At 69.4% G+C, this 22006-nt stretch carries 20 protein-coding genes; 4 read left to right on the forward strand and 16 right to left on the reverse strand.

Annotated features, from left to right (window positions below; translation table 11 throughout):
* Positions 1–36: 36 nt before the first annotated feature.
* The 16 genes from HMF7854_RS10650 to HMF7854_RS10725 form a co-directional block, all read right to left on the reverse strand.
* The gene (locus tag HMF7854_RS10650; protein WP_126719071.1) at positions 37–693 is read right to left on the reverse strand and encodes a nucleotidyltransferase family protein; all 657 of its coding nucleotides are present in this window, start codon (positions 691–693) and stop codon (positions 37–39) included.
* Positions 690–1634 carry an XdhC family protein gene (locus HMF7854_RS10655; protein WP_126719072.1) on the reverse strand — a complete coding sequence of 315 codons (945 nt, stop codon included), beginning with the start codon at positions 1632–1634 and terminating at the stop codon, positions 690–692. The genes HMF7854_RS10650 and HMF7854_RS10655 overlap by 4 nt, the downstream gene beginning before the upstream one ends.
* Complete coding sequence (locus tag HMF7854_RS10660; protein ID WP_126719073.1) at positions 1618–2694, reverse strand: L-dopachrome tautomerase-related protein; 1077 nt, start codon at positions 2692–2694, stop codon at positions 1618–1620. Before HMF7854_RS10660 ends, HMF7854_RS10655 begins: the two co-directional genes overlap by 17 nt.
* Before the next feature lie 123 nt (positions 2695–2817).
* The gene (locus tag HMF7854_RS10665) at positions 2818–3657 is read right to left on the reverse strand and encodes a glycoside hydrolase family 16 protein (RefSeq protein ID WP_126719074.1); all 840 of its coding nucleotides are present in this window, start codon (positions 3655–3657) and stop codon (positions 2818–2820) included.
* A gap of 21 nt (positions 3658–3678) precedes the next feature.
* A complete protein-coding gene (locus HMF7854_RS10670) occupies positions 3679–5175 on the reverse strand; it encodes a sensor histidine kinase (RefSeq protein ID WP_126719075.1) in 1497 nt (498 codons plus the stop codon).
* Positions 5176–5179: 4 nt separating this feature from the next.
* The gene (locus tag HMF7854_RS10675; protein WP_126719076.1) at positions 5180–5464 is read right to left on the reverse strand and encodes a circadian clock KaiB family protein; all 285 of its coding nucleotides are present in this window, start codon (positions 5462–5464) and stop codon (positions 5180–5182) included.
* Complete coding sequence (kaiC, locus tag HMF7854_RS10680; protein ID WP_126719077.1) at positions 5457–7148, reverse strand: circadian clock protein KaiC; 1692 nt, start codon at positions 7146–7148, stop codon at positions 5457–5459. The genes HMF7854_RS10675 and kaiC overlap by 8 nt, the downstream gene beginning before the upstream one ends.
* Before the next feature lie 166 nt (positions 7149–7314).
* Positions 7315–9198, reverse strand: coding sequence for an APC family permease (locus HMF7854_RS10685; RefSeq protein WP_126719078.1), 1884 nt, complete (start codon positions 9196–9198; stop codon positions 7315–7317).
* A gap of 80 nt (positions 9199–9278) precedes the next feature.
* Positions 9279–9464 carry a hypothetical protein gene (locus tag HMF7854_RS10690; RefSeq protein ID WP_126719079.1) on the reverse strand — a complete coding sequence of 62 codons (186 nt, stop codon included), beginning with the start codon at positions 9462–9464 and terminating at the stop codon, positions 9279–9281.
* Positions 9464–13696 (reverse strand): translocation/assembly module TamB domain-containing protein, encoded by a 4233-nt coding sequence (locus HMF7854_RS10695; protein ID WP_126719080.1) that lies wholly within the window; start codon positions 13694–13696, stop codon positions 9464–9466. The genes HMF7854_RS10690 and HMF7854_RS10695 overlap by 1 nt, the downstream gene beginning before the upstream one ends.
* A complete protein-coding gene (locus HMF7854_RS10700) occupies positions 13696–15684 on the reverse strand; it encodes an autotransporter assembly complex protein TamA (protein WP_338056335.1) in 1989 nt (662 codons plus the stop codon). Before HMF7854_RS10700 ends, HMF7854_RS10695 begins: the two co-directional genes overlap by 1 nt.
* Before the next feature lie 375 nt (positions 15685–16059).
* Positions 16060–16539 (reverse strand): DoxX family protein, encoded by a 480-nt coding sequence (locus HMF7854_RS10705; RefSeq protein ID WP_126719082.1) that lies wholly within the window; start codon positions 16537–16539, stop codon positions 16060–16062.
* Between the two features lie 2 nt (positions 16540–16541).
* Positions 16542–17264, reverse strand: coding sequence for an HvfC/BufC N-terminal domain-containing protein (locus HMF7854_RS10710; RefSeq protein WP_126719083.1), 723 nt, complete (start codon positions 17262–17264; stop codon positions 16542–16544).
* Positions 17257–18081 carry an MNIO family bufferin maturase gene (gene bufB / locus HMF7854_RS10715; protein WP_126719084.1) on the reverse strand — a complete coding sequence of 275 codons (825 nt, stop codon included), beginning with the start codon at positions 18079–18081 and terminating at the stop codon, positions 17257–17259. The genes HMF7854_RS10710 and bufB overlap by 8 nt, the downstream gene beginning before the upstream one ends.
* 3 nt (positions 18082–18084) lie before the next feature.
* Positions 18085–18366 carry a BufA1 family periplasmic bufferin-type metallophore gene (locus HMF7854_RS10720; protein ID WP_126719085.1) on the reverse strand — a complete coding sequence of 94 codons (282 nt, stop codon included), beginning with the start codon at positions 18364–18366 and terminating at the stop codon, positions 18085–18087.
* 118 nt (positions 18367–18484) lie between these two features.
* Entirely contained in the window at positions 18485–18922 is a 438-nt protein-coding gene (locus HMF7854_RS10725; protein ID WP_221766433.1) for a cupin domain-containing protein, read from the reverse strand.
* Between the two features lie 235 nt (positions 18923–19157).
* On the opposite strand from HMF7854_RS10725, the gene HMF7854_RS10730 reads away from it, so the two are divergent.
* The 4 genes from HMF7854_RS10730 to HMF7854_RS10740 are packed head-to-tail and all read left to right on the forward strand — an operon-like array spanning position 19158 to position 21991.
* A complete protein-coding gene (locus tag HMF7854_RS10730) occupies positions 19158–19973 on the forward strand; it encodes a 3-hydroxybutyrate dehydrogenase (RefSeq protein ID WP_126719087.1) in 816 nt (271 codons plus the stop codon).
* Complete coding sequence (locus HMF7854_RS15810) at positions 19970–20119, forward strand: hypothetical protein (RefSeq protein WP_185829251.1); 150 nt, start codon at positions 19970–19972, stop codon at positions 20117–20119. Before HMF7854_RS10730 ends, HMF7854_RS15810 begins: the two co-directional genes overlap by 4 nt.
* On the forward strand, positions 20119–21264 hold the full coding sequence (locus HMF7854_RS10735; protein WP_126719088.1) for a patatin-like phospholipase family protein: 1146 nt from the start codon (positions 20119–20121) through the stop codon (positions 21262–21264). Before HMF7854_RS15810 ends, HMF7854_RS10735 begins: the two co-directional genes overlap by 1 nt.
* A gap of 16 nt (positions 21265–21280) precedes the next feature.
* Positions 21281–21991 carry a peroxiredoxin-like family protein gene (locus HMF7854_RS10740; RefSeq protein ID WP_185829252.1) on the forward strand — a complete coding sequence of 237 codons (711 nt, stop codon included), beginning with the start codon at positions 21281–21283 and terminating at the stop codon, positions 21989–21991.
* Positions 21992–22006: the final 15 nt, after the last annotated feature.

The raw sequence follows: 22006 nt of genomic DNA on the forward strand, positions 1-22006 counted from the left end.
CTGGAACGCCCGGGCCGCGGTTTTCGACCCGTGAAATTATTTAAAATCAGGAACCTCTCGCGAAGCGGTTGAGAAGCGCGCTGAACCGTGTCCGGTCTCCCCTCGCGTCTCGTCCAGCGCGGCCAGTTCGCTCCGCGTGTCGCAGTCGACCAGCTGCTCTACCTCGGTCGCGACGAGCCGCACCGCCTCGCCCCGGAGATGGTCGCGCAGGCGGGTCTCCGACGCCGCGAGGAAGGCACGCACGATCGCCGCGGGAAACAGGGCGGGCGGCGAGCGGAACTCGCCGGTCGCGCTCATCGTCGCGGTCGCGGGGTCGGCGGCGGCGACCAGCGCCTGCAGGTGCAGGGGGCGCACCGCCGGCATGTCGCCGAGCAGCAGCAGGGCGGCCTCGGTGCCCGCCTCGATAGCCGCGCCCAGCCCGAGCCGGAGCGAATGATCCTTGCCGAGCTCCGGATCCGGGTTCGGAATATGCACGAACCCAGCCTCGGCGAGCAGAGCGGCGAGCGCCGGCTCGGTGGCCGGCGGCGGGGCAACGGCGATCCTTGCCAGCAGCGGCAGCGGCGCCGCGGAGGCGATCGCGTGGGCGACCAGCGGCCGACCTTGCAGCGAAGCCAGCAGCTTGTTGTCGGGGCCGAACCGCCGCGAGCGGCCGGCGCAGAGAAGGACCGCGGCGGTACGCTCGATCGCGATCATCGCCGCGCCGCGTCGGCGCCGACGATCTCCCCCAGCACCGACAGCGCCAGGGTGGACGGCTCGCGCGCGGCCGGGATCAGTCCGATCGGGCCGCGCAGCCGGGCAATCGCCGCCTCGTCCGTACCCTGGTCGCGGAGCAAAGCCAGGCGAGTCGCCTGCGTGGTCCGGCTGCCCATCGCGCCGACCCAGAAGGCCGGCGTCGCGAGCGCACGAGCGATCAGCGCCGCTTCCCATTCATGATCATGGTAGAGGAAGACCACCGCCGTCCACGGATCCGCCGCGAGCTCGGGAAGCGCGGTCGGGGCGTCCAGCGGCTCGGCCGGCAGGCCCTCTCCGGCAGCCGCGTCGAGCAGCCACTCGTCGCTGCTCAGCAGCCGGTAGTCGAGGCCCTGCGCGCGGGCGAGCCGGGCGGTCGCCAGCCCCTCCTCCCCCTGCCCGACGACGACCAGCCGGAGTGGTGGCGCGTGGTGGACGACGAGGCGGCCGGGCTCCGCTCCCGCATCCTCTAGCGAGAGCCGCCCGTCGTTGGACACGGACAGTGCGACCGGGCGGCGCGCCTCGAGCCGCTCGGTCGCTTGCCTCAGCAGCGCGCGGTCGGGATCAGGGAGGAACAGGAGGTCGATCCCACCGCCGCACGGCAGGCGGATGTCGATGAAGGGCGAACCCTGGCCGAAGCGGACCCGCCGTGGCGCGGTCGCGTCCAGCGCCGCTCGGGCCTCGGCGACGATCGCCTGCTCGACGCAGCCGCTCGACAGCGAGCCCGCGGTCGTGCCGTCAGCGGCAACCGCCATCTGGCTGCCGACCCGCCGCGGGAACGAACCGGTGGTGCCGGTCAGCAGGACCAGCACGCCCGGCTCGTCGGCCGCGGCCAGGAAGCGCCACGTCCGGATCGCGTCGCCCGACCGGATCCGCTCGGCGCTCGGTTCAACCCTGGCGAGCATCGCCCCTCGGCTCGAACGAGAAGAGCGCGGTCCGGATCGCGGGCGGCGCGCCGGGCGTGAACCAGACCGTGTCCTGAATGTGGCTCGCGGTCACGTAGAGCGTACCGTCTGGGCCGACCGACATGGTGTCGGGCCAGCGCAGCTCGGGATCGCTGACGACGACCTCGGTCCCGCTGCCGGTCCAGCGGGTCACCGCATTGTCGCCCGGCGAGGTCAGGTAGAGCGTGCCGTCGACGCCGGTGCACAACCCGTCGGCGACATGCGTCGTCCCCATCGTTCGCACCGAGCCCGCGATCTCCTCCCCGGGGGTTCCCGGCCGCAGCTTGGCGGTGTCCAGCGCGTAGAGGGTCTTGCCGGTCAGCGCCTGCCAGATCAGTGTCGCGCCGTCCGGCGACAGCTCGATCCCGTCCGCGGCGAAGGCCGGCTGGCGCCCGTCCGGGCGGCGCAGCGGCTGGCCATCGACCTCGACCGTCAAGTCCTTCTCCACCTGGGTCGAAGGATGGCCGTCGAGTGCCCGGAAGGCGGTTTCGCTCTCCAGGTCGACGACGATGATCGCGCCGCGGCTGCCGCTGTCGGTGATGTAGCCGGTGCGCCCGTCGGGGCTGAAGCGGATGTCGTTAAGATAGGTCCCTTGCAGCGCGACGTCCTCGCCGAAGCGGATGACCTTGGTCACCTGGTTGGACCGCAGGTCGATCCGCACCAGCTTGGGCCCGCCCTCGAGGATCTTCTCGTTGCCCGGCGCCGCGGGGTCGAGCACCCACAGCGAGCCGCGCTTGTCGGCCACCACCGACTGCACGCAGACGAAATGCTCGCCGACCGGAAGCTCGTTCTGCCGGGCGTTGCGCCAGCTGTTCCACTGCTCGTCGGGATAGGGCCGGAGCTCGCCGCCGGGCAGCAGTTCGGCGACCGACACCGGCGAATCCTCGGTCCAGCGCGGAAAGTTGACGAAAATTCGCCCGTCCTCGCTGACCGTCACTCCCGTGACCTGGTGGTCGAATTCGGCAACCCGGGTGAGCGTCGTCATCCGATTGTCGTCGCGGGTCAGTTCGTCGGTGTCCATGTCCGTCCTCTTGCCAGGTCCGGACGAATGAACGCCGCCCGGTGCCGCCGGTTCACGCCTATCGGGACCGGAACGCCGCCGGGGCGACGAGCGGATCGTCCGGCGGGCCGAGCCCGGCCGGCCTCAGCGCGAGCGCCGCTCCGTCGGCGACTGCCAGACCCGGACGTAGTCGACCCGCATCCGCTGCGGGAAGGCGGCGTCGTCGATCCCCTTCGCCCCCGCCCAGTCGCCCCCGACCGCCAGGTTGAGGATCAGCTGGAACGGCCTATCGAACGGCCACTCGGGCTGCCCATCCCCGGGCTTGCGACGGACCCGCATCACCGCCCGGTCGTCGATCCCGATGGTGATCGCGTCTGGGCGCCAGTCGAGCTGGTAGCGATGGGCGGCGGTACAGCTGGTCGGGACGGGCTGCTGCGCGCCGCGCTGCGTCCCGAGCCGGTGGTTGTAGCGCCCGCTGTGAAGCGTCGCATAGACGAGGTTCGGCTCGGCGCCGACCTGCTCCATGATGTCGATCTCGCCGTCGTCGGGCCAGCGGCGGACCCCCTTGGGGAGCATCCAGATGGCGGGCCAGCTGCCCCGTGCGCAGGGCAGCACCGCCCTGACCTCGAAGAAGCCGTAGCGCCACGCGCGCCGGCTGATGATCTTGGACGAGCTGTAATCCTGCCCGCCCCAGTCAGGGAAGCGCGCGGGGTCGAGCCGCTCGCGCCGCGCCTCGATCGTCAGCTGCCCGTCCGCCACCCGCAAATTCGCCGCGCGGTCCGCGGCATAATATTGCCGCTCGCCATTGTACCAGCCGGCCTTGTTGCGCGACGTGTCGAACGACCATTCGCCCGGATCGAGCCGGCCCCAGGCGAACTCGTCGTGCCACACCATCCGCGCCGCCGCCGGGCGTTCCATCGGCCCGCTCACGCGATATTCGGCCCCGCGCGAGACGAGGTCGGCGAACAATGTCAGCAGTGACATGGACTTACTCTCCGGAGGGTTTCAGCCGGCGGCAGCGGGATCCGCGTCAGCGATCAGCGCCGAGGTCGCCACGTGCATTCGGCACAGCACACCCTCGGGACGATAGTCGAGGGTCGTCGGCTTGGGCCCGCTCGAGCCCAGCCCGCGCAGGATCAGGGTCTGGCCGAACCCATGGCGCGACGGCGGCAGCACGGTCGGGCCGCCTTCCTCGCACCAGATGATCTCCAGCTCTCCGCCGCTCCGCTCGGCCGTCAGCGAAACCCGGCCACGCTCGTTCGACAGCGCACCATATTTGACCGCGTTGGTCACCAGCTCGTGGAAGATCAGCCCGAGCGCTACCGCCGTGTCGGAGTTCAGCCGATGCTGCAGGCCCTCGAGCGTCAGCCGCTCGCTGCCCACCGCGATGTAGGGCGTGAGTTCGGCAACCGCGAGATCCTCGAGCGTGAGGCCCGCCGAGAAGTCTTCGGCAAGCAGATTGTGGGTGGCCGCGAGCGCCTCGAGCCGACGGCCGAACGCCGTTCGGAACTCGGCGAGGTCGCGCGACCCGGCGATCGTCCGGTTGGCGATAGACAGGACCAGCGTCAGCGTGTTCTTCACGCGGTGGGTGAGCTCGCCCATCAGCAGCCGCTGGCGGCGCTCCGCCGCGCGCTGATCGGTGACGTCCGACAGGGTGATGATCGAGCCTGACGCGCCGTCTCCGGCGCCGCGCAGCGGCCCCGCCCCAACCAGCAGCGTGCGCTTGCCGGCATCGTCGCGCAGCACCGCCTCGATCGGCCCGACGCTGCTTCCGGACCTTGCCAGCTCGACCAGGTCGGCGGGCCCGAGCAGCCCCGAGGACATGGCGAAGGTCAGCGGAAAGGCCTCGTCGAACTGCAGCCCGGTGCTCGCCCCGTCGAGGAACTGGCGGACCTTGGCGTTGGCCTGGGTGATGGTCCCGGCGGCATTGCAGACGACCACCGCGTCGTTGGACAAGGCGAGCACGGCATGGCCGATCCGCTCGCCCTCGCTCGCGGCGACCGCTTCGAACCGCTCAGTCACGTCGGTGAAGGTCAGGGCATAGCCGCGGCCGAATGCCAGCTCGAGCGGCGCGGCGGTGACTTCGACCGTCCGCTCGCCCGACGCGCCGACGATCGCCAGCTGCTCGCGATGCCGGCCGCCCCTGGCGCAGCGATCGATCAGGCGCCGCAGTGCGAGTTCGCCCGCGGGGCCGACCCACTGCACCAGGTCGGCATGCTGGAGCTCCTGCGACCCGGCGCCGAGCAGCGCCTGGAGCGCGGCGTTGACGTAGACCAGCTTGCCATCGGCATCGAGCGCCGCGGCACCGATCTCCATCGTTTCCATGAAGGTCCGGTAGCTGTCCTCGGACCCTAGCGCGAACACCTCGTCGCGCGCCGCACCGCGGATGACCAGCGCGTCGACCTCGCCTTCGCGGATGGCGCGCAGCGTCTCTTCTGCCTCCGCGAGCCGGCGGCGCAGCTCGGCGCTTTCCGCCGAGCCGTCGGCGCGCGGCAGGTCCACCACCTCAGCGCTGGTCCACTTGCAGGTGCACCAGCACCTTTTCCCGATCCGACAGGTCGCCGATGATCTTCTGCACGGGAACCGGCAGCGACCGGACCAGGGTCGGAATGGCGACGATGTTGTGCTCGCGGGCGAGTTGCGGCTGCTGGCGAAGATCGATCACCTCGATCTCGTAGCGGCCGGTCAGATGCTCCTCGCACAACTGCCTGAGGTTGCGGATCGCCGCCACCGACTTGGGCGTCTCGCCCGCGACGTAGAGCGTCAGCTTGATGGGTTGCTCGTCAGTCATGGTCCGGTCCTGCGGCCCACTGGCCAGCACGTCCCGCCGCCATAGCGGCCGCGTCCTGGCGAGCCTGGGTGAGATAGGCGGATTCCTGCTCGGCGAGGCTGCTGAGCTCGAGCTCGTCGGCCCTGAGCTCCGCCTCCAGCGCCTCGATCTGCGCGCGGGCCTTGCGTCGCCGCTGCTCGATCCGCTCCTCCTGCCGGACGCGCTCGGCCAGCCGCACCGTCTCGTCGCGGCGGATCCGCGCCTCCTCGAAGCGGCGCGCCGACCCGGTCAGCGCCCCGTTCTCGCCGAGGAAGGGCTCGATCAGGCGGATGCCATCGTCGCTCATCACGAACTCGCGGACCTGGTTGCTGTGCGCGATGCCGCGCGCCTTGAGCAGGTAGAGCTCGCGGTTGAACTCGCCGTTCACCTCGCGGTTGAGCAGCAGGATCCAGGCGTCCATTAGCGACGACAGGCCGGCGTCGGTCTGCGCCGCGCCCTGCACGTGCGCGAGATGGGTGAAGACCCCGCTGATGCCCTGGGTCTTCAGGAAATCGATCATCCGCAGCAGCATCGACTGAACCTCCAGCTCCTCGCCGGTGTCCATGAAGGCGGAGATGGGATCGAGCACGACCAACGCCGGCCCGACCCGCTGCACTTCGCGGAGCATCACCGCGAGGTGCATCTCGAGGCTGTAGAAGGTCGGCCGCACCGCCGTGCAGTGGAGCAGGCCGGAGTCGATGTGCGGCTGGAGGTCGATCCCGACCGAGCGCATGTTGCGCACCGTCTGCGCCGCCGATTCCTCAAACGAGAAGTAGAGCGTCTTCTCGCCGCGGCGGCAGCTGGCGTCGACGAAGGACGCGGCGATGGTGCTCTTGCCCGAACCCGCGACTCCGCTCAGCAGGATGCTCGAGCCGCGATGGAAGCCGCCGCCGCTCAGCATCGAGTCGAGGTCAGCGATCCCGGTCGAGATGCGCTCGTCGTGCACCTGGTGGGTCAGCCCGAGCGAGCTCACCGGCAGGACGCTGAACCCGTCCTCGCCGATCAGAAACGGATATTCGTTGAGCCCGTGGGCGGTGCCGCGATACTTGACGATGCGCAGCCGGCGCGTGCTGACCTGGTTGTGGACCCGGTGGTCGAGGAGGACCACGCAGTCGGAGACATATTCCTCCAGCCCCTGGCGCGTCAGCGTGCCGTCGCCGCGCTCGCCGGTGATGACCGCGGTCAGCCCCTTCTGCTTCAGCCAGTCGAACAGGCGGCGGATCTCGGCGCGGAGGATCGCCGGGTTCTGGAAGGCGGAGAAGAGGCTCTCGATGGTGTCGAGCACGATCCGCTTGGCGCCAATCTCCTCGACCGCCAGCTCAAGCCGCAGAAACAGCGCCTCGAGGTCATAGTCGCCAACCTCGGCAAGCTCGGACGGATCGATGGCGATATGCTCGATCCGGATCATGTCCCGCTCGATCAGACCATCGAGTCCGAAGCCGAGCGAGGAGACATTCTCGACGATGTCACCGGGACGTTCCTCGAAGGTGACGAAGACGCCCGGTTCGCCCCCATTCGCGCCGTTGATAAGGAAGGTGGAGGCGAACAATGTCTTGCCGCATCCGGCAGAACCACAGACCAGAGTCGGGCGCCCGGCCGGCACGCCGCCGAGCGTCAGCTCGTCGAACCCGGCAATCCCGGTCGCAGCCTTCCTGATTCCTTCCATCCGCCCCCCCCGAGCCGCCGATTCCTGATCTGCGTCGCTAGGCCACCGAAACGATTTGGGTAACCCCAAACCGCACGCGAGCCAGTGAATTCATGCTCATGAGTTAGAAATTGTGCTTTCCTGACCGCAGCTTATCTACGCCGCTTCAGGCAGGACAGGCTCTACTCTAGCGCGTGCCCCGCCAAGGCGAGCTGACGATCATCAGTCGCGGTCCCGCGTGCTCCATCAGCGCGGTCCGGAGTTGCGCCGCACGGCGCCCGTGCAGCAGCTTTTGCCACCAATGCCGCGGCACGAGTTCCGGTATGATGATCGCGACCGAGCGGCCGGGCGTCGCCTCGTCGATCTTTTCGACCAGCTCCAAGAGGGGTCCGTGTATTTCGCGGAACGGCGCAGGAACCATCATCAGCCGCGGCGTGGCGGCGCCAGCACGCTCAAGTGGCCCGCTGATCTCCCGCTCGAACCGGTCGCGGACTGCGGCGATGTCCTCCTCATGGTTGGGTCCTTCAAGGCGCAGCAGGTGCACCGCCAGTACGTCCGGCGACAGCGTCATCGCAAAGCGGAGTGCGCGGTCGGTGATCCGGTTGCGCTCTTCATAGGCGACCATCACCGTCGGCGGCTCATGCTCGTCGACGCTGAACTCGCCGTGGCTCGCGAGCACCTTGTCCTGTCGCTCATAGTAACGGTGGATCGAGCGCATCAGCAGCACCACGAGCGGGATCGCCAGCGTGACCAGCCAGGCGCCTTCGAGGAACTTGGCTGCAGTGATCACCAGCAGCGCCGCAATCGTGGTCACCGCGCCCAGCGAGTTGATTGCCAGCCGGTGCAGGTTGCGCCCCTTCTGGCGCCGCCAGTGCGCGACCATCCCGGTCTGGCTGAGCGTGAAGGTGAGAAAGGCACCGATGGCGAACAGCGGGATCAGCCGGTCGGTGATCCCGTCGAACAGGACCAGCAGTCCACCGGCGGTCGCCGTGAGCAAGATGACCCCGGCCGAATAGACCAGCCGCCTGTCCGACACGGCGAAGGCACGCGGAAGGAAGTCGTCGCGGGCGACCAGGTTGCAGACCCGCGGAAAGCCGACGAAGCTGGTGTTGGCCGAGAGGCAGAGCACCGCGAGCAGGCTGGTCATCGCCACATAGTAGATCAGCCCTCGCCCGGCGATTGCGCCGGCAAGCTGCGACAGCACGCTCTGGTATCCGGCCTTCGTCTGGTCCATCGCGCCCAGCCCATAGGCATGCGCGACAGCGGCGATCCCGGCGAGCAGCAGCCCGAGCACGAGGCAGATGATGGTCAGCGTCCTGCGTGCCTGGTCGACGACCGGCTCGCGGAAAGCGTTAACTCCGTTGGAGACTGCCTCGACCCCGGTCATCGCGGTGCATCCGGCAGCGAAGGCGCGGACCAGCAACCACAGGCTCGCCCCGGCCGCGGCAGGCCCGAGCGGCGGCGGCGCGACGACGGGCGTGGGCGTACCGCCGTGAACCGCTAGCCTCACCAGCGCCCAGCCGATCAGTCCGAGAAAGGACAAGATGAAGACGTACGTCGGCAGCGCGAAAAGCCAGCCCGCCTCCCGGGTACCGCGAAGGTTGGCGACTGCCACCAGCAGGAGGATGCCGAGGCAGAGCGGCAGCGTGTACGGATGGAGGAAGGGGACCGAGGAGGTCAGCGCCCCCACGCCTGCCGAGATCCCCACCGCGACGTTCAGGATATAGTCGAGCATCAGCGAAGCCGCGGCCAGCTGCGAGGCGAGCGGTCCCAGATTCTCCTTTGCCACCGTGTAGGCGCCGCCGTTGGTCGGGTACGCGAGAATCACCTGCCGGTAGGAGACGTAGAGCACCGCCAGCAGCAGGATGATCGGCGCAATCACCCAGCCCACATAGGCAAGGCTCAGCGCGCCGAGCGGGATCATGATCGTCAGCGCGGCTTCCGGACCGTAGGAGGAGGAGCCGAGCCCATCCAGGCCCATCGCCGGCACCCCTTCCACCCACCCGATCTTCCGCTGCTCACCTTCGCGATTGGCAAGCCGACGGCCGAACAGGAGATCGAGGATGGTCATGCGGCGGGACGAACGAGGCTGCACCGCTTATGTGCCGCGGTCGCTCGAATGAAGCTTGCTTGGGGCTTCAGGGACGCTCGTCAGCGGCCGGTCGGCGCCTGCTGATTGTTGGCCGTCTCATCAGCCTGGTGGTTGAGCTGCTCGTCCAGCGTCCGCGCCCGCTTCTGCAGATTGGCCTGCGTATCGTTGAACCGATCGTCGAAAGTGCGCCGATCGCCGCAGCCGCTTGCAGCCAGGATCAGCAAGAGAGGCAGCGCTCCGCGCATCAATAGGTTTTCCTGTAGCGCACGTTGACGTTGGTGCTGTTGGAACCGCCGGCCCGGCTCAGCACCGACAAGGCCCTACTCAGCGTCACCTCAAGTTGGGTCGCGGTGAAGCCGCGTGCGTCGGTGACCACCTCGAGATAGATGTTCTTGCCAATGTATTTGCCTGCCGCCAGTGCCGAGCCGCGCCCCTGCGTCTCGTCCGGTCCAAGAATCCGCAGCCGGTCCATCCCGGCGACCTGGCGCAGCTTGCCGAGTGGATTGAGGCCGCCCCCGCCGGAGCCGCGCAGCGTGTTCAGCGAGGCGGCGAGCTGGACCGCCTGGATCGCAGACAGCTGACCGACCGAGTTGCCGAACAGGATGCGCGAGACGATCTCGTCCTGCGGCAGACCGGGGGTGCTGGTGAAGCTGATCTTCGGATCGGTCGCCGAGCCGGTGACGTTCACCGTGATGTCGACGTCCTCGATCGTCTCCGCGGCGGTCAGAGCGATGGTCGCATCGCCGGTGCCGCCGCCGGCAAAGCGGATCTGGCCTTCCTGCAGCTCGAACGAACGGCCAGCGAAGCCGAGCGTGCCGCGGACGAGGTCGACTGTTCCCGAGATGCGGGGGTCGCTGTTGCTGCCGCGCACTCTCAGGTCCGCGCGCCACTCGGATTCCAGACCCATGCCGCTGACGTAGAGCTGCTCGGGTGCGACGATGCGGAGGTCGAGCTGGACCGCGCCGAACCCGCTGTCGGTCGGCGGCGGTGCATCGCCGGTGACCCGTGCCGGGCCCCTCGGCGGCTTGAACCGGACGCCGGTCAGCTCCGGCACCTGCGCCGAGCCCTGGCGGATGATCTGGTAGCGAGTGGCGGGCAGCCGCACGATGCCCGTCAGCACTGGCGACTGGTTGGCGGCTTTGACCAGGCGGACATCGCCAGTCGCGGTCACCCTCAGCGCGTCACTGTTGGCCAGGCGTGCATTGTCGAGCTTGAGATCGAAGTTGGCAGGATAGCCGCTCGCCGCCGCCAGGCTGACATAGCCGCTGCCGGTGACCGTGCCGCTTCCCGCCTGGGCGGTCAGCTGGTCGATCTGCAGCCGCTCGCCGGTGAAGCGGCCCTGCAACGCCATGTTGGTGAGGCGCGTCCCATAGGTCGCGTTGGAGTAGCTCAGCCCGCGACCGCGAACGATGCCCTGCAACGACGGCCGCTCGACCCGGCCACCGAAGTCGGCGGCGACACCGAGCGGACCGGCGAGGCTCTGGTCAGCGAGCCCGGCCAGCGAGAACAGCGAGTCCGCCGGCCCGATGTAGCGGATCCCGCCGGTTAGCGGCGCGCCGGCGATCCGCCGGGTCCAGCTTCCAACGCCCGGACCAAGCGGCTGGATCGCGGCTTGAAGCCGGCCGACCACCGTCCCGCGCGTGCGCATCACAGCATTGAGGTTACCGATGCCGGGCGCGATCCGGGCGACCAAGTTCACGTCGAGCGGCCGGCTGACCGACACCGCGGTGGTGCGGGTGAAATTGCGGATCGCGAGATTGGCCTGGAGCTGCGGGAGCGCGTTGCCGGTTTCGGCGAAGTCGATTGCCCCGGTGACGCTGCCGCCGAGCCCCAACCCGGGCGCGAAGAGGTCGAGCAGGCTCATGTCGAGCCGATCGATCCGGCTTTGCAGCCGAAGCTCGCGGCCGTAGCTGCCGGCCAGTCGCATGCTGCCGCGATCGAAGTTGAGCCGCGTGGGGAGAAGCTCGTAGCTTCCGCCGTGCGGGACGATCCGCGCCGGGCTGGCGGTACTGACATCGACGCCGTTCACCCGCCCCTTCAGCGCCGCACGCCACAGGTTCGGCTCCAGTTCGCTGTTGAAGGCCATCCGGAACGGTACGCCGGCGGTGCCTTCGGCCAGCCCCCGCGCATAACCGCGACCGCCGCGATAGTTGATGATCGTCCGCAGCGCGGCGATGTCGGTGGTCCCGAACCGCGCCTGCGCGAGCTGCGCGTCGGCGATGATCTCGGGCTGGTCGTAGAGGGTCACCCGGGCATCGACGATCGCCGCGCCGACCGCGACGTTCGCCGGTGCGGGCAGCACGGCGTTGCGCGCGCGCAGGTTGATCACCGCCTGCTGATACTTGCCCGCGGCGGCGAGCCGGACCACCCCACCCAGCCCCTGCCCGCGCGCATTGAGCCGGCCCGCGAACGGACCGGCGGCGGTCTGGCGGACCTGGCCGTCCACGGTGATCCCCGCGAGCGTGGCGCGGCGGATGTCGACGGTCAGCGGGCCGCCCGCGGTCCTCACCGCGACGTCGGCGGTGAAGGCGCCGTACTGGCTCTGTCCGCTGGCGGTCACCAGATAGGCGTTGCCGGCGCTCCGGATCTCGGCGCGCAGCCCCGCGATCCCAAGGCCGAGCCCGGGTCGGGCGGCAGTGACGATCGCGTGCGGGCTGTTGACCGTGCCCGTCACTTGCACCGCGACCGGGCCGTAGGCCTTTGACACGCCGCTGGCGGCGAGCGCGATCCGCCCGTCCGGCGAATAGCTTCCGCGTCCGTCGGTGACCCGGAGCTGCGGCGCATTGAGGCGAAGCCGCGAGAAGCGGATCAGCCCGTCGGTCCCGTAGGCGACGTCGCTCGACGCGACCAGATTGCCGCCGAGGAAGCTTCGCACCCCGTCGTTGAACAGCCGCGTCGACTGGGCGCGGACCCGGCCGACCAGGCTGAACCCGCCCCTCGGCAGCGTCTTCACGTCGGCGTGGGTGTCGATGTTGAAGATGCCGAGGCTGTTGATCCGGTAATTGTTGACCCGGCCCTCGAGCGCGCCGGTGTAGAGCCCCCTGGCGACGTCGGCGAGGACGATCGCCTTGGCGTCGATCCGGTCGGCGCGGAGGCGGAGATTGTCGGAGACGATCCGCGGCCAGTCGACCGCCAGGTCGCCGTCCAGCCGGACGTTGGTGATCGCGCCGCCCGCGGCGGCATCGAGCCCGGTGATCGCCCGCGCGGTGGCGGCGACCGGCACGACGAGATGATCGCGGTTGAACTTCGCCGTCCCGTGCGCGTCGAGGTTGCTCAGCCCCATCGTGTTGAAGGCGAGCGCGGCGGCGGTGACGTGATAGTCGACAGTCGGCCGCCTAAGTTCGCCGTTCAAAACGGCCGACACTTCGACCTCGCGCCCGGCGAGGTTGGGCGCCAGAGTCTGCGGCTTCAAAAGCGCGAAGCCGAGGTGGAAATCCTCCAGCCGGTTGCCGCCGACGTCGGCTACGCCCTCGCTGGCCAGCGTGAACGCATCGCTCCACACCCGTCCGCGAAGCTGCGCCCGGCGGTTGGCCCAGGTCGACTGGACGTCGACGTTGGTGATCGGCCCGAGCAGCGCCGCGGTCGGTCCCTGCACCAGCCGCGCCACCCGCGTCGGCCCGCGTACCCCGAACGTCCCGTCGCGCGCGCTCAGCGCCAGCCGGGCGAACGGCGAATTGTCGAGATTGGCGAACAACTGCCCGTCCCAGTGCCGCCAGTCGCCCTGCCCGCGAAGCTGCACGCGCACCGGCTTGGTCAGCCCGGCGATCCTGGCGAGAACGCCGTTGGCCGGCGCGTCGAGCGAGGCGTTGAGGCCGAGCCGGTTGGCCTCGGGCACCGCGTCGAGCCGCAGCGACAGCCGGTCGCCGCCCGCCTGCCCCGCGACCCCCGCCGTCGCCGCCTCCAGCGCGACCTGCGCGCGCCGGTCGGCGATCCGCGCCCGGCCGTCGATAAAGGCGATCCGTTGCTCGCCGGTCACCGGCCGCTCGATCACCAGCCGGTCGACCTTCAATCGCCCGACCGTGATGTCGAGGTCGGGAAGCAGGGGCTGGTTGCTCGGCGGCGTGACGTTGAACATGGGCAGCCGCGCCAGGGTCGCGGTCGGCGCGGTCAGGCTCCGGACATCGAGATGCTTGTGGAGATAGTCGAACGGCCGCCAGTCGAGCTCGACCAGCGGCGCCCGGAAGAAGACGCCCTTGGGGTCCGACAGGCTGAAGTCGTGGATCGTCATCGCGCCGTAGATCGACCCGTCGATCCGCCCGACCCCTATCTTCATCCCGTTCGCGAACTGCAGCCCGCCGATCCGCTGCGCGACGAAGCGCCGGCCGGGATCGGTGTTCACTCCCACCAGCACGATTCCCGCGAGCAGGAGCAGCGCGACGACCAGCCCGAGCACCCACTTGGCAATCCGCAGCGGCCAGTTCGTCCGGTGGCGGACGACGATCGTCTCCGGCGTCGGATCTTCGTCCGGCGCGGCCATCAGAAGGCCTGCCCGATCGAGACATAGACGTTGAACCGGCTCTCGCCGGGCCTTCGCCCGAGCGGCGTCGCGACGTCGACCCGGAGCGGGCCGAGGCTGGTGTAGTAGCGGCCGCCGATCCCGACCCCGGTGCGCAGCCCGCTGAAGTCCGGCACCCGCTTCTCGTAGACCTGGCCCATGTCGACGAAGCCGACCACGCCGAAATTGCCGAAGCGGTAGCGCACCTCGGCCGCCGCCTCGGTCAGGCTCAGTCCGCCCAGCGGCCGGTTGTCGGGGTCCTTGGGCCCGAGCTGCTGGAAGCCGAAGCCGCGCACCGACCCGCCGCCGCCGGCGTAGAAGCGGCGCGACGGCGCGAGGTCGAAGCGGTCGATCCCGAGCGTCGTCCCGACCCGCACCCGCCCCGCGACGACGATCTTGTCCGCGACCGGATAATAGACGCTCCCGTCGAGCTGGCTCCTGACATAGGGCCGGAACCCGTCGTGGAGCGCGCCCTCCGGCTGGACCAGGATCTGCGCCCGGAACCCCTTGGTCGGGTCGAGCAGGCTGTCGGTCCGGTCGATTCCCAGCTGCCCGCTGACCCCGCCGATCAGGAACTTGCGCTTGTCCCGCTCGCCCAGCGCGAAATTATAGTCGGATTCGACGGTTCCGAGGATCTCCGCCCCCACCGCCCAAGTGAAGGTCTTCCGCCAGATCGGCGTGCTGTCGTAGCTCAGCCTCGTGAACAGGCGCCCGGTCAGCGCCGAGAAGGCGTCGTAGCGGCTCCTCAGCGCCTCCAGCCCGAACTGGAAGGTGCGGTCGCGCTTGCCGGCGTTCGACCGGCGGAAGATCGCGCTCGCACCCTGCTCCTGCGTTCCCGCGACCGCCGTCGTGACGAGCGCGCCCTCGGGCGGGAAGAGGTTGCGGTGGGTCCAGCTGCCCTCGACCCGGAAGCCCTCGCCGGTGCCGTAGCCGGCGCTGGCCGCCAGCGTCCGCGGCGGCCCGGCGTCCTGGGTCACCAGCATGGTGACCGTTTCGGTCCTGTCCGGGTTCGTCTGCCCGGTCCGCTCCGGCGCCACCGCCACCGTGGTGAACAGCCCGGTCGCGACCAGCGCCTGGCGAAGGTCGTCGACTTGCCGGCTATCGTAAAGCTGTCCCCGCTTGAACCGCGACAGCACCTCGACATGGTGCGCATCGAAGGCAAGGTCTCCGGTGGTCCGGAAGCCGCCGAACCGCGCTCGCGGGCCGAGCGTCACCGGCAGCACATAGTCGCCGAGGTGGGTCTCGGGATCGAGCAGAACGTCGCGCTGGCCGACGGTGGCGAAGGGATATCCCTTCTGCGGAAGCACGATCGCGACGTTCGCCTCGGCGCCCTGGATCCGCTGCGCGACGATCGGCTCGCCGATCTTGAGCGCAAGATTGTCGTCGATCAGCCGCGGCGGCACAGTCGGGTCGGCATGAACGATGATCGTGCCAAGCTTGTAGCGCTCCCCCGGCGCGACGAGCAGGACCGCGGTGACCGGCTGACCATCCGCAGCCGTGGTGGTGCGATCGATCCGGGTGGTCACCTTGGCGTCGTACCAGCCTTCGGCGTGGAGGATCCGCTCGACCAGCTTGCTGTCCTCGGTCAGCCGCGCCGACAGCATCGCCTCGTTGGCCGCCTTGCCCTTGCCTTCGCGCAGCGCCGAAAGCCCCTTGTACTCACCAGCGAGGTCGATCTCGGTCTGCGCATCGGCGGCGTCGAGCCCCTCGATCCTGGTGGCGTAGCGAAGCTCGGCCGGCTTCTCGCCCTGCGCCGGCTGGGCAAGCTCCACCTCGCGCACATCGAACTGGCTGAGGGGTGGCAATGGCTGCGCAAGCTCCGGGTCGGCGCTCGGCGCGACGCTGCCCGGGGTAGTCTCCGCCGACTTCAACCGGTTCTCGAAGTCGCCAACGCTCTCCAGCGGCTGCTGCAACGACGGGTCGTCGGCGCCGAGCGGGGGAGTCTCCCGGTTGACCTCGTCCTGGCACAAGATCGGCGGAACGTCTGGTAGGCGCGCGCCCGCAGGCGGCGGCGGGGCAGCGGACGGCGTCTCGGGTGGGCAGCGCGTGGAGCTCGGATCGGCCGTTGCCGTCTGCGCGGCCGCCGTCGCCGGAAGCAGCGCGACAAGGCTCGCGACAGCCACCCCGGCCATCCACGAGGCGCGCAGCCTGCTTCTACTAACCAATTGCAAAAACGGCCACTTTCGATCGCTGACGGCTGGAGGCCCTTGGCGGAAACCGGCCTGCAAGTCACCCCCAAACGGAGCGATCGCCAGGGACGTCATTGGAAGGTGTCGCCTCCCGAACACAGCAGACGGGAGGCACGACGTCGCCTCCCGTCTAATCTTGTTGCTTCTCGACGCGGCTCAGCCGTCGAGGCGGAAGAGGCGATCGAGCGAGATCCGCCCGCCGCCAAGGGCGATGATCGGGAGGAGTAGCCCGGCCCAGCTCAGGTGGGTCGGCCACGCATCGGGATAGACGAACACCTCGATCACCAAGGTCATGCCGAGCAGGGCGCAGGCGGCGAAGCGGCTGAACAGTCCGAGCACCAGCAGGATCGGGAACAGATGCTCGCTGTAGGTCGCCACATGGACCGCGATCTCCGGCGGCAGGAAGGGCAATCGATAGTCGCTGGCAAACAGCTCACGGGCGCTGTCGTTGATGGTCAGCCAACCGTCGACCTTGGTCCGTCCGGAGAGAAAGAAGATCGCGGCGATGCCGACCCGCTGGACGAGTAGCAGCACCGACGGCGGCAGCAGCGGCGAAGCGATCGCCGCGAACCACCGCAGCGGGGTGTTGCAGATCTCCGGCGTGGCCGGGGCGGAAACAGCGGCGATAGTGGCCATGATCAGGTCTCCGTTGGGCCGGTGCCAGCGAAGGCTCCGGCGCTGACAAGGGACGCGAACAGCGCGCCGACGTCGGCGTGCGGGTAGAGCTTGGCGGTGGCGATGGCACTCGCCCCGACGGTCTCGCCAAGGCGGATCCCGAACAGGAAGCGATGCGCCGGCCGGTCGATCCGGATCGGCAGCACCGACAGCCGCGGACGGGTGAACAGCGCCCCCTCCGCCCGACCATCGATCGCCAGCTCGCTCCCAAGTTCGTCCTGATGCGCCAGCCAGATGCTCATCGCCGAGCGATTGCACCAGTCAAAGCGGGTCGCCGCGTGGAGCCGGAGGCGGAGGGCTTGCCAGTCCGGGGTGACCCCGGTCTCCCCCGGCCGGAGCGCCGGCTGGTCGGCCGCGAACAGGCTTTCGAGGAACAGCCGCTCGAGACGGGCCACGTCAGACAGATAGGGCAGCTCAAGCAGGATCGGCTGCTCCTCCAGCCAGTCCGGGAAACGCTGGCCATAGGCGGCTAGCACCGGCGAACGCGGCGGGCAGAGACTGGCATGGTCCACCGCCAGCGCGGTGAACAGCTCCTCCCCCAGCAGCCGATTGAGGACCGGGAAATTGGCCCGGAGCGCCTCTACGCAGCCGCTCAGCACGGTGTTGCGGTAGACCCGCATCGCGCCCTGGGGCAGCCCGTCGATCGCCGCGGCGAAGTCCCGCTGGAAGTCGTGGAGGTCAGACATAGGCCGCCTCGCTGGCGAGAATGGCGGTGGCGCGCGCGCGTTCGGCGAGCAGCTCCGCGAAGGCCGGGAGGTTGCCGTCACGCTCGATCAGCGTCGGTCGCGGACCGATCCGCTCGACCAGCCGGGCATAAAGGGCGCAGACTGTCTCGGCGACGGGCGCGTCGTGGCTGTCGATCAGCAGAGAGCCTTCCGCGTCGAGGCTGTGCCCCGCGAGGTGGATTTCGCCGACCGCGGCAGCGGGAATGTCGTCGAGCCAGGAATCCGCGTCGAACCGCAGATTATGTGCCGCGACGACGACATTGTTGACGTCGATGAGCAGCCCGCACCCGGTCTGGCGAACGATTTCGCGCAGGAAGCTGGTCTCTCCCCACTGGTGATCGCGCAGCGCGACATAGTGGCTGGGGTTCTCGACGAGGATCTGGCGCCCGAGCACGTCCTGGACCCGGGCGATGTTGGCGCAGGTTCGGCGCAGCACCTCCGACGTGCGCGGGAACGGCAGCAGGTCGGGGAAGCAGCGGCCGTCCAGCCGAGACCAGGCGAGATGCTCGGAGACGAGCGCCGGCTTGAAGCGGTCGACCAGTGCCTTCAGTCGGGCAAGATGGTCGGCGTCGGGCTCGCCCGCGCCGGCGAGCGACATGCCCACGCCATGAAGGCTGAGGTCGAAGCGCTCGCGAAGCGCGGCGAGCATGGCCAGGCGGGGGCCGCCTGGCATCATGTAGTTTTCGGCATGGACCTCGAACCAGAGGTCCGCCGCCGGCGTCTCGAGGGCGTCGGCGAAATGCTCTGCCTTGAAGCTTAGTCCGGCGGCGGGTTTCATGGCTTAGCGTCCCTTGATGGCGGTGAGCGATCCAGGCCCCTTGGGGGTCTTGATCGAGGTGCAGGTGCCCTTGGCGACATATTTCCACGCGTCGCCCTGGTAGTTGCGGACCGAGGTGCCGGCGCAGCTCGTGCCGGCACCCGCCTTGCAGTCGTTCTTGCCGGCAAGGCTGATCCCGAAGCACTTGTCCTTGCCGGGCTGCGGCGCGACCGGGCTCGCCTGGGCGGCGGCCGCGGTCAGCGAGGCGAGGACGGCGGCGGCGGTGATGCTGCTGATCTTGTTCAACGAAGGTCTCCGGCCCCCAGGGTTGCAAGGGGAAGTGGCGCTTTGCCGCGGGGGCAGAAGACGGAGCGCCACGGGGGTGCCGACCAGGTGGAAGGGGAGCGCGGCCGGCGGGGAGCGGTCAGTTGCCGTGGTAGACGTCCGAGCTCAGCAGGACGGCGGCCACCTTGCCGTGGTTCACCCAATAGTGGCTGAGCCCCTCGGCCTCGCGGCTGATGTCGCCGGCGCGGTGCTCGATCGGCTTGCCGCAGGCGCTGCTATATTCGGTGATCGCGCCGGACATGGTGTAGATCAGCGCGGGCCGGTCCTTGTGGCTGTGCAGCGGGACAATTCCGCCCGGCTGGACGACCAGTCGCCGGGTGCGCAGCTGGCGGCCGTCGACCCCGATCTCCGGACCGAGCGCGACCGACGAGAGCACCGTGTCGGTGACACCCTTGGGGCTGGTCGGCGCCTGGGAAAGCGGATTGCCGCCGGGTGCGGCGCAGGTCGCCGCAGGGGCGGGGCTGCCACCCGCGGTCAGGGCCAGCGCGGCCAGCGAAGCCGAGAAACTCTTGATCATCGAGCGCATCCTTTCGCTTGAAACGGGGTCACGGGAGCCTGCGCCATCCTTGGGCCCGGATCGGTTCCGTCCGCGGCCGCTGAGGACCTTGAGCCGGCTTCCGTGACGCTTCGAAAATTACCCCCGTCGCGAGCGCCCGCCCAATTGCATGACCGCATGGAGTCGATGCGCTTTCGGCATTTCAGCGGGACGCGGCGATCCCGGACAATGGCGCTACCAACCAGGGAGTCGCCTCATGGACATGCCTGCCACTCACACGACGAGCGCGCTGCCACTTTCGAAGCGCTGCGCGGTGGTGACCGGATCGACCAGCGGAATCGGGCTCGGCATCGCCCGCGCGCTCGCCAGCGCCGGCGCCGAGGTCGTCATCAACGGGATAGCGGACGAGCGCACGATCGAGGCGCTGTGCGAAGAGTGCGGAACGCTGCGCGGCCGCGCTTCCTACGATGGCGCCGACCTGTTCGACCCTGCCCAGGCGGTCGCCCTGGTCGAGCGCGCCGCGGCGCGGTTCGGGCGGGTCGACATCCTCGTCAACAACGCGGGCGTCCAGCACGTCAGCCCGGTAGAGCAGTTCGCGCCCGCGCAATGGGACCGGATCATCGCACTCAATCTGTCGGCGGCGTTCCACACGATCCGCACGGCCTTCGCCTCAATGAAGACCGCTGGATTTGGGCGGATCGTCAACGTCGCCTCCGCCCATGCGCTGGTCGCCTCTCCGTTCAAGGCCGCCTATGTCGCTGCCAAGCACGGGATCGCCGGGCTGACCAAGACCGTCGCGCTCGAGGGTGCGCAGCACGGCGTCACCTGCAACGCGATCTGCCCGGGTTACGTCTGGACGCCATTGGTCGAGAAGCAGATCGACGACACCGCCGCAGCGCGCGGGCTCACCCGCGACGAGGTGATCCGTGACGTCCTGCTCGCCGCGCAGCCCAGCAAGCGCTTCGCCACGGTCGAGGAGGTCGGCGCCCTCGCCGCCTTCCTGTGCGGCGACCGCGCCGCTTCGATCACCGGAACCACGATCAGCATCGACGGAGGATGGACCGCCCAATGACCCATGATCTCGCAACACCGCTCCGCCCGGACCTGGCAGCGATCCTGCCGCTGGTCCGGCCGCTTGCCCGCCGCACCGTCGGCCCGTCCCGCGATCCCGAGAAGCGCGGCATCCTCGCCGAGCTCGCCCATTTGAGGAGGCAGTGATGACAGCCCAACTCCGCGACGAGATCGCCGGCCTCGGCCAGCTCGTGCTGGTACTGCAAGGCGGCGGCGCGCTCGGCGCTTATCAAGTCGGCGTCTACGAAGCGCTCGCCGAGAGTGGGATCGAGCCCGACTGGGTGGTCGGCACCTCGATCGGCGCGATCAACGCCGGGCTGATCGCCGGTTCACCGAAGGGCGAGCGGCTCGACCGGCTGCGCGCCTTCTGGCGCCAGGTCGAACATGGCCCCTCGCTAGCTCATCTCCTTCCCGCTTGGATGGCCTCGGGGGCGCGCAACGCCGTTGCGGTCACCCGCGGGGTGAAGAATTTCTTCGAGCCCGACTGGCGTGCCTTCCTCAGCCCGCACTACCCGCTCGGGCCCGAGCACGCCGGCTTCTACTCGACCGGTCCGCTCGCCGAGACGCTGGGCGAGCTGATCGACCTCGACCGGCTCAACCACGGAGACGTCCGGCTGACAGTCGGCGCCTCCAACGTCCGGACCAGCGAGATGGTCTATTTCGATAGCCGCGAGCAGCCGATCGACCTTCGCCACATCATGGCCTCGGGCGCGCTCCCACCGGCCTTCCCGGCCGTGCGCATCGCCGGTGAACTCTACTGGGACGGCGGGATCCTCTCCAACACGCCCGTGGAGGTGGTGTTCGACGATAACCCCCGGCGCAGCTCACTGGTGCTCGCCGTTCACATCTGGAACCCGCACGGGCCCGAGCCGACGTCCATCTGGGACGTGCTCAACCGCCAAAAGGATGTCCAGTATTCCAGCCGCAGCCATGCTCAGATTAAGCGGCAGCGTCAGCTCCACCGCCTCCGCCACGTCGTCGCCGAACTGGGCGCGCTCGTCCCTGACGGCGCCGGAGATCCGGCGAGCGTGAAGGAGATGCGCGGCTACGGTTGTACCACCCGGATGCACGTCGTTCGCCTGTTGGCACCCGCGCTCGACTATGAGGATCACAGCAAGGACCTCGACTTCTCGCCGGAGGGCATCCGCCAACGCCGTGAGGCCGGCTACCGACACACCGCCGAGACGCTCGAGAAGGCGCCGTGGCGTGCGCCCGTCGACCCGCTGGAGGGTTTCATACTTCACGAGGCCTGCGGCGGCGACATGGTCGAGACGGCGGCCGGCCGTGCCTGAGACTGGTCGGCGTCGAGTGACCGAAACTGGCTTTCGCTCGATCGAGCAGGCGTTCCAGCAGGTTCGGTCGAGCAATCTCGCCCTGACCGAACGGCTGCGCGTGGTCGCGGACGCGGCGCGAACGCTGCGCCCCGACTATGCGCTGGCGGTCGACCGCTTTGCCGAGCGGCTGGCGGGAGTTCGCGCCGGCGGCTCGGCGCCCGAGGTCGGCCAGGCACTGCCGCTGTTTGCCCTTCCCGACCACGACGGAAGGTTGGTCACGCTGGAGAGCCTGCTCGGACGTGCGCCGCTCGTCGTCGTCTTTCACCGCGGCCACTGGTGTCCCTTCTGCCGGCTGAGCCTCGCCGGACTGGCCGAGATCGAGGAGGCTGCCCGCCCGGCGCAGATGGTTGCGATCTCGGCCGAACTGCCGCGCTTCGGCCGGTCGCTGCGCGACGAATGTGGCGCCGGCTTTCCTTTCCTCACCGACATGGGCGCCGGCTACGCCCTCTCGCTCGGGCTCGCCGTGTGGATCGACGAGCAACTCGCCGCGCTGATCGCGGAGGCAGGCTGGGACATTCCCCTCTACCAGGGCGGTGCCGATTGGGTGCTCCCGATTCCCACGGTCTTCCTGCTGGACGAGCGCGGCTTCATTCGCTTCCGCCATATCGACCCCGACTATCGTCGCCAGTTAGAGCCCGCGCGACTGCTTGCCGAGATCCGGGCGCTCGCGTCGCCATCGCCTTGATCCGCCGATCATGGT

The organism is Sphingomonas ginkgonis (genome assembly GCF_003970925.1).
GTDB lineage: Bacteria > Pseudomonadota > Alphaproteobacteria > Sphingomonadales > Sphingomonadaceae > Sphingomicrobium > Sphingomicrobium ginkgonis.

Excerpts from the sequence above, each read along its gene's own strand:
- HMF7854_RS10650 (WP_126719071.1), bottom strand. The coding sequence starts at position 693 with ATGATCGCGATCGAGCGTACCGCCGCGGTCCTTCTCTGCGCCGGCCGC.
- HMF7854_RS10655 (WP_126719072.1), bottom strand. The coding sequence starts at position 1,634 with ATGCTCGCCAGGGTTGAACCGAGCGCCGAGCGGATCCGGTCGGGCGAC.
- HMF7854_RS10660 (WP_126719073.1), bottom strand. The coding sequence starts at position 2,694 with ATGGACACCGACGAACTGACCCGCGACGACAATCGGATGACGACGCTC.
- HMF7854_RS10665 (WP_126719074.1), bottom strand. The coding sequence starts at position 3,657 with ATGTCACTGCTGACATTGTTCGCCGACCTCGTCTCGCGCGGGGCCGAA.
- HMF7854_RS10675 (WP_126719076.1), bottom strand. The coding sequence starts at position 5,464 with ATGACTGACGAGCAACCCATCAAGCTGACGCTCTACGTCGCGGGCGAG.
- kaiC (WP_126719077.1), bottom strand. The coding sequence starts at position 7,148 with ATGGAAGGAATCAGGAAGGCTGCGACCGGGATTGCCGGGTTCGACGAG.
- HMF7854_RS10685 (WP_126719078.1), bottom strand. The coding sequence starts at position 9,198 with ATGACCATCCTCGATCTCCTGTTCGGCCGTCGGCTTGCCAATCGCGAA.
- HMF7854_RS10690 (WP_126719079.1), bottom strand. The coding sequence starts at position 9,464 with ATGCGCGGAGCGCTGCCTCTCTTGCTGATCCTGGCTGCAAGCGGCTGC.
- HMF7854_RS10695 (WP_126719080.1), bottom strand. The coding sequence starts at position 13,696 with ATGGCCGCGCCGGACGAAGATCCGACGCCGGAGACGATCGTCGTCCGC.
- HMF7854_RS10705 (WP_126719082.1), bottom strand. The coding sequence starts at position 16,539 with ATGGCCACTATCGCCGCTGTTTCCGCCCCGGCCACGCCGGAGATCTGC.
- HMF7854_RS10710 (WP_126719083.1), bottom strand. The coding sequence starts at position 17,264 with ATGTCTGACCTCCACGACTTCCAGCGGGACTTCGCCGCGGCGATCGAC.
- bufB (WP_126719084.1), bottom strand. The coding sequence starts at position 18,081 with ATGAAACCCGCCGCCGGACTAAGCTTCAAGGCAGAGCATTTCGCCGAC.
- HMF7854_RS10725 (WP_221766433.1), bottom strand. The coding sequence starts at position 18,922 with ATGATCAAGAGTTTCTCGGCTTCGCTGGCCGCGCTGGCCCTGACCGCG.
- HMF7854_RS10730 (WP_126719087.1), top strand. The coding sequence starts at position 19,158 with ATGGACATGCCTGCCACTCACACGACGAGCGCGCTGCCACTTTCGAAG.
- HMF7854_RS15810 (WP_185829251.1), top strand. The coding sequence starts at position 19,970 with ATGACCCATGATCTCGCAACACCGCTCCGCCCGGACCTGGCAGCGATC.
- HMF7854_RS10735 (WP_126719088.1), top strand. The coding sequence starts at position 20,119 with ATGACAGCCCAACTCCGCGACGAGATCGCCGGCCTCGGCCAGCTCGTG.